Source organism: Candidatus Cloacimonadota bacterium (genome assembly GCA_034661015.1).
Taxonomy (GTDB): Bacteria; Cloacimonadota; Cloacimonadia; order JGIOTU-2; family JGIOTU-2; genus JAYEKN01.
Genome location: JAYEKN010000043.1, coordinates 1 through 6,282, shown reverse-complemented (window position 1 = coordinate 6,282; position 6,282 = coordinate 1). Strand labels below are relative to the sequence as shown.

General features: G+C 35.6%; 7 protein-coding genes and 2 pseudogenes. 4 read left to right on the top strand and 5 right to left on the bottom strand.

What is annotated here, in order from left to right; all coding sequences use genetic code 11:
* Nucleotides 1-603 precede the first annotated feature (603 nt).
* The 3 genes from U9P79_01530 to U9P79_01520 are packed head-to-tail and all read left to right on the top strand — an operon-like array spanning nucleotide 604 to nucleotide 3,257.
* A complete protein-coding gene (locus U9P79_01530; GenBank protein MEA2103308.1) occupies nucleotides 604-1,074 on the top strand; it encodes a MaoC family dehydratase in 471 nt (156 codons plus the stop codon).
* On the top strand, nucleotides 1,071-1,964 hold the full coding sequence (locus tag U9P79_01525) for a CoA ester lyase (GenBank protein ID MEA2103307.1): 894 nt from the start codon (nucleotides 1,071-1,073) through the stop codon (nucleotides 1,962-1,964). Before U9P79_01530 ends, U9P79_01525 begins: the two co-directional genes overlap by 4 nt.
* A 3-nt stretch (nucleotides 1,965-1,967) precedes the next feature.
* Nucleotides 1,968-3,257 (top strand): hypothetical protein, encoded by a 1,290-nt coding sequence (locus U9P79_01520; protein ID MEA2103306.1) that lies wholly within the window; start codon nucleotides 1,968-1,970, stop codon nucleotides 3,255-3,257.
* A gap of 142 nt (nucleotides 3,258-3,399) precedes the next feature.
* Here the strand turns inward: U9P79_01520 and U9P79_01515 are convergent.
* From U9P79_01515 to U9P79_01505, 3 genes and pseudogenes are all read right to left on the bottom strand, one after another.
* Nucleotides 3,400-3,627 (bottom strand): annotated as a pseudogene (locus U9P79_01515) (PDDEXK nuclease domain-containing protein).
* Nucleotides 3,569-4,375 (bottom strand): annotated as a pseudogene (locus U9P79_01510) (type I restriction endonuclease). The pseudogenes U9P79_01515 and U9P79_01510 overlap by 59 nt, the downstream one beginning before the upstream one ends.
* A 1-nt stretch (nucleotide 4,376) precedes the next feature.
* Nucleotides 4,377-5,078 carry a transposase gene (locus U9P79_01505; protein ID MEA2103305.1) on the bottom strand — a complete coding sequence of 234 codons (702 nt, stop codon included), beginning with the start codon at nucleotides 5,076-5,078 and terminating at the stop codon, nucleotides 4,377-4,379.
* On the opposite strand from U9P79_01505, the gene U9P79_01500 reads away from it, so the two are divergent.
* Nucleotides 5,049-5,357 carry a hypothetical protein gene (locus tag U9P79_01500; GenBank protein ID MEA2103304.1) on the top strand — a complete coding sequence of 103 codons (309 nt, stop codon included), beginning with the start codon at nucleotides 5,049-5,051 and terminating at the stop codon, nucleotides 5,355-5,357. The genes U9P79_01505 and U9P79_01500 overlap by 30 nt on opposite strands.
* Nucleotides 5,358-5,443: 86 nt before the next feature.
* Here the strand turns inward: U9P79_01500 and U9P79_01495 are convergent, their stop codons facing one another.
* Complete coding sequence (locus U9P79_01495; protein MEA2103303.1) at nucleotides 5,444-6,004, bottom strand: transglutaminase-like domain-containing protein; 561 nt, start codon at nucleotides 6,002-6,004, stop codon at nucleotides 5,444-5,446.
* Between the two features lie 72 nt (nucleotides 6,005-6,076).
* Nucleotides 6,077-6,268, bottom strand: coding sequence for a hypothetical protein (locus U9P79_01490; protein ID MEA2103302.1), 192 nt, complete (start codon nucleotides 6,266-6,268; stop codon nucleotides 6,077-6,079).
* Nucleotides 6,269-6,282 lie beyond the last annotated feature (14 nt).

Below are 6,282 nucleotides of genomic sequence, written 5' to 3'. Positions count from 1 at the left end.
ATTTTGGAGCGCAACATCTGCTTGCCCTGTGAAATCTTTCTATATGTCATTTCATTGGGGTGATGTTGCATCTATGAGAATCCTCGAACTATCATTGAAGCTATTTTGGAGTGCAACATCCGTGATGTTGCATCTATGAGAATCCCCGAACCACCCTTGAAATGCTACTTTGGAGGAGCGATGACTCCACCAGCTGGTGGATGATTCAACGCAGAAAAACTCCAAGTGGAATATAAATGCAAAAACATTCCACCCCGATGAAATCCCAGTGAAATAAAAAAAAATAAAGGCATTTCACGGGATAAATAAAAGAAAAAGGCATTTCATTGGGCAAGCAGAGCAAGCACTGATGTAGCTGATAAAACTAATTTTACAATTAATTTTTATCTTGCGAAAATCAATTTTAATCTGCGTTTATCTGCGTCGAATCTATACTTAACAGTTTGACACTAATGATTCCCGCCACAGTGCAGAGTCAAAAATCTTTACAAAAATGTTGTATTCCCCATTTATCGCTCTTGAAGTCTTCAACGTTTCATTTTCAAATAATTTAAGTGAGACGCTTGAATTACGTTACGGATAGACACAAAATAAGGATGCTTGATGAAAAAATTGCAAAATAATTACGGAAAATATTTTGAGGATTTCCACATAGGGGATTTTTACAGCCATTATCCCGCAAAAGCAATTACGGAGAGCGACAATAATCTTTTCTGTCTTCTCACGATGAATCACCATCCTGTTCACCTTGATAAAGAATACGCTGCCAAACAAATCCATCGGAAAATATTGGTCGTTGGAACTTATATTCTTAGTCTTGCGGTGGGGATGAGTGTCCGAGATATTAGCGGAAAAGCAATTGCAAACTTGGATTATGAAAAAGTTAATCATGTTGCTCCGGTTTTTATCGGAGACACGATTCGAGCGGAAACAGAAATTTTAAGCATCAGAGAATCACGCACAAAACCTGATCAGGGAATAATTTTTGTCGAAACAAAAGCATACAATCAAAAAGAGGAATTGGTTTTAAGTTTGAAACGCCATATCCTTGTTCCCAAAAAAAAATCGAAATGAATAAAACAAAATATCTCCTAAGAAGTTTGCTTTTTGTACCTGGAAATCTGCCGGACTTGATTGTTAAAGCAGCAAAAACAAAAGCGGATGCACTCATCCTGGACTTAGAAGACTCCGTTGCAGACGCCGATAAAGAACTTGCCAGACAGAAAATAAAAAAAATTGTTGATTCAGGAGTTTTGAACAATAAACAGGTTTTCGTTCGTTTGAATGATATTGATAGCGGTTTGATGGAGCAGGAAGTTTATGATTTGCTGCATGAAAATCTACTCGGTTTTCTCGTCCCCAAAATTTATGATGATGAGGGAATTGAATATTTTTGCGGTCTTCTAAATCAAGCAGAAATGGAAAAAGGATTCCCCAAAAATAAATTTAAAATGATTCCACTGATAGAAACCACTTCAGCTGTTCTGAATTTAATGAAAATTTGTCTGGCTTCATCCAGAATAATTGCCATCGCTTTCGGGAGTGAAGATTATCTCGCAGATTTACAAGGTTTCCATAACGAACCTGAAAAAGCTTTCCAATTTCCTAGAGAGATGATCGCAAATTCAGCTCGGGCAACTGGAATTATTCCAATTGATACGCTGAATATTGATGTTCATAATTTGGATAAATTAAGGAGGAAATTGCAGCTCACGAAAATTCTTGGATTTGAAGGCTCACTTCTTCTGCATCCCAAAGAAATTGAGCTGGCAAATAAATATTACTCACCCTATCCCGAAGAAGTGAAAAGAGCAAAACGAATCATAGAATTATCCGAAGAAACAAGCAGGAACAATAAACCTGTGAAGGTAGTAAACGGGATTTTTGTTGGACCGCCACTTGTGCGTAAAGCAAAACAACTTTTGGAAAAACATGAGTTTATCCGAAAAATTGAGGGGAAGTAAAATTTGGAAAAATCAATTTTTCAAATTCCGTTCGGTGTTTTAAAAAGGTATGGTTTCTATAAAAAAAGTCAGTTCCTAACATGGGAACAGATCCAAAACTTTCAGGATGAAAAACTGAAGAGACTTATCCGACATGCCGGCACAAACGTTCCTTATTATCGGGAACTTTTCAAGAAAATCGGATTTGACATCCTAAAATTTCGAGGGAGAATTGACATGAGCAAGATTCCCTATCTCGATAAAGAAACCGTTCGGACAAATATCAAAAAACTTATTGCAGATAATTCTCACAAATTTGGAGTTACTTGGGATTCTACAAGCGGTTCGACCGGAACTCCGCTCCATTTTATCCTGGATAATTCCGTGCAGGCAAATAAAATAGCTGCTTTACTGCGCAGCTTTTCGTGGGCGGGTTATAAAATCGGAAAGAGAACTTTGAGCGTGCAGAGCTACTATTTCACAGATTATGATTATAAATTCAATCCCTTTTATAATATTCTGCGGTTTGATTCGAACCGTCTATCCAAAGATTCTGCTTTGCACTTAGTGGAGGAAATAAATCGGAAAAAGCCCAAATTTTTTATGGGATTCCCTTTTGATTTGCTCATGCTGGTTAAGTTTGCCCAAGATGCCGGAATGGAAATTCATTCCCCGGAATCAATTGTAAGTTATGGTGAAACTCTTTCGGCTGAGAAACGGAAAATTCTCGAAGAATCTTACAAGTGCAAAGTTTTTGATTTTTTCTCTTTACATGAATGCTCCGCAATGATATCGGAATGCGAATCTGGAAATCTTCACCTTATAGAGGATTTTGCCTATCATGAAATTATTAAGGAAGAAGGAAATGCAAAACTTGCAGGAACTTCGTTTTATAACTATTCAATGCCGCTTCTTCGTTATGAAATCGGTGACAATATCATCCCGGAAATTGATGAAAAACCATGCAAATGCGGGAGAAATTTTCGCACTATTAAACGGATTGTAGGAAAACAGTGTGATTATATAGAAACCCCGGACGGGCGGATTTTGGGAGCAGTTATGTCTCACTCTATTGATAATGCAAAAGGGGTAGTTTGCTCACAATTGATTCAAACAAGTATAAATAATATTGACGTTAAACTTGTAGTGGATAGTAATTTCGACAATAATTCGCAAAAAAATCTAGAGAAGGGACTTCGAAAACGATTGGGTAATAAAATTTATTTAAAATTTTCCCAGGTTTCCGAACTTGAGAAATCACAAAGCGGGAAAACGCCTTTTATTATATCTAAAATCGGAAACAAATATATATAAATATTCCAAAGAGGAAACAGTCAAATGCACAACTTGATTATCTTTCAAGCTATATCTACTCTTCCAAGAATTAACTTTTTCCACTGAAACATCACCATCAACGATTATTCTTAATTTATCATTAAAATAGCGACTATACCATTTATCGGTGTTGAGATGTTTTCATTTCTTTCAAAACAAATTCTTCGAGTTGTTTTTTGGGTAAAAGCAGTTTATATTCTGCCACGCCAATAGGTTTATCAATATCTTGGAGAGCAATTTCCACATCAAGATGATCTTTATCGGCAAAAAGAATGATTCCGACGGAAGGAAATGGTTGAAATTCCTGTTTTAATATCCTCTTTCTTGGATTTTTCAAATACAACAAAATGACGGATTAAATCAAATAATGTTTCTTTATTCAGCATTCCGTTTATCAAAGTTTCTAACTGACTGACAAGATTGGAAGCTTTTTCTTCTCCATCTGAACTTTTCCAAGCACTAAAGCGCGTAAAACCTGCAGAAAGTGAACCTGCTTGAGCTTCCAAACCATCGGAAATAATCATAAAACCGTTGTACGTAAACAAGCTTGGAATGACCGCTTTGTAAATTTGCAATTGTTTGAAGGCAGATTTTATTGTAGCGTTTTCATCAGTAGGATTTTTTAGATCGATAACAATTAGCGGAATACCATTTACAAAAAGGGTTACATCGGGTCGTTTGTTTTTTCCGTTTTCAATAACCGTAAATTGATTTGCTACAACAAAATCGTTGTTTTCGGGATTCTTAAAATCTATCAGCCAAACCAGATCACCTCTTTGATTTCCCTCTTTTTGATAAGAAATTTTGATGCCTTCGGTTAGCATTCGATGGAAACTTTCGTTATTGGCAATTAGTTCAGGAGAATTTAATCGTTGAATTTCTTTTAGCGCTTCTTCTTGCGAATCAGTTGGAATTTTAGGATTTATTCTGCTGACTGCGTTTCGCAACCTACCCAACAGTAAAACATCTTCATAACTATTTCGTTCAGGAGTTCTTGAATCGTGAGAAATGTCGGGAGCATAGATATATTGGCAGCCCAAACGCTCTAATAATTCAATGGCAAATTCTTCTATTGTATTTTCGGTTATTTTTGTCATATTAAATCATCCAAATTTCTGAATTATATTCTGCATTTGTTTCCATAACAATATTTCCATCACCATCATTTAATTTATCCTTTTCCCATTTTAGGGGATTATCAATAATATATTGTGTAATTCGGTTATATTCATTTTCATTACGGATAATGTGTTCCCAATAATTCCGTTGCCATAATTTGCCATCAAACCGTTGCCAATTTTTATTTTTAACCCCACGAATATATTCAACGGTGGTAATTGATTCAAACGCCCCAACCATATCACCAACGGTTTTACCCGTATGGGCAATCCCTTGTGGTTGCCCTTTTTCTTGTGGTTGCCCTTTTTCTTGTGGTTGCCCTTTTTCTTGTGGTTGCCCTTTTTCGGTTGCGTCAATCATATCATTTTGGGCGACCGTTTCATTTTGGGCGACCACAAGGGTCGCCCCTACGGCGATTTCCAATATTGCGTGGAAATGATTTGGCATTACGGTGTATTCGTGTAATTCAATATTATTAAATCGTTTTGGTAATTTTAACCATTCGTTTTCAACCATTTGCCCTGCATCATTTCGTATAATTTCACCATTGGCAATTTGACCAAATAAACATTCACGATTTTTTATGCAAATGGTAATAAAATACAATCCTGCCTGCGAATAATCGTATCCTTTTAATCGGATAGACCTGCGATGATGAATATTTGGATTATATTTGTTCATAATATTATTTTTTCTATTGTACGGGCAATCGTTGGGGCAATCGTTGGGGCAATCGTTGGGGCAATCGTTGGGGCAATCCCTTGTGGTTGCCCTTTACATTGGATAGCCACTTACGTTTTCACCCTCACTTCTCCGCTCATCAATTTTGGTAATAATGTATCTCGTAGTTTTTCGAGAGTGCGGATTTGGGTTGAATTTGATTCTATTTTTGTAAAAACTGGCTCAACACCCAATTTAAAACTACGCATTGTTTTATTATCAGGTTTAAATATTGGATAGGTTTTTATTTTTAATATATGATAATAACATCAGGTAAAGCTTTTATTTAATGAATGTTTACTTTGTTATGTTGAGATATTGACTTTTTAGAATGAATTCACAAGATCAATTATTCTATTTGATTTCTCTTCCCAAGTTTTAAAAGAACTAATACCTAAATCCCACGAATCCAAACCCTTGCCTATGATAAAATTCATTCTATAAAAATCGCTTCGTTCTGGATAAATAAATACACTACCTCTCGACTGATCTACAAGAATCCACCTATCGTGCAGAAAAAGTTCAACAACGCAGTGACCTCTGTTTTTCGGGTCCAATTTATTGATTCCAATCACATATTTTGCAGGAATTCCAACTGCTCTGCAAAAGGTTGCAACGATGAGTGCGTCGTCATGACATCCTGTACTCATCATTTCCTTCAAAACTTCAGAAACATTTCTCGTAGCAAAAATTTGAACTACTTTTTCCTGATCAGTACATCTTTTCAGATTTTTGTTCTTCCAACTCAAAATGCTCATGACCTTTTCAAAATCACTTCCGATAAATTCAGAAATAATCTCAATTACTTTCTTTTTTATCTTGCTTTGCTCTCCATTTTTCAGCCATTTACTAATATTATCTGACCTCACTATTCTCTCTTGTTTCATTTCTTCCTCTACATGTTGTTTTGTAAGTTAGTTATACCTAAAATGTGCGTGATAAATCCAATAATCTAGTTATCACGAACCTTTAATTCCAATGAAGATATTCAAATCATCAAGTGGACTTGTAATTTTATTGAGTCCGGTTTCAGTTACTTGCGTATTCACTCCGTAGGATAAAATCCCAATTATTCCATTTTTTAATGTATTATAAACATATCCAGCGGGATAAATCTCTGTTGTTTTAATGTTTTTATATTTTAACAACATCTAATTTTTTTTCT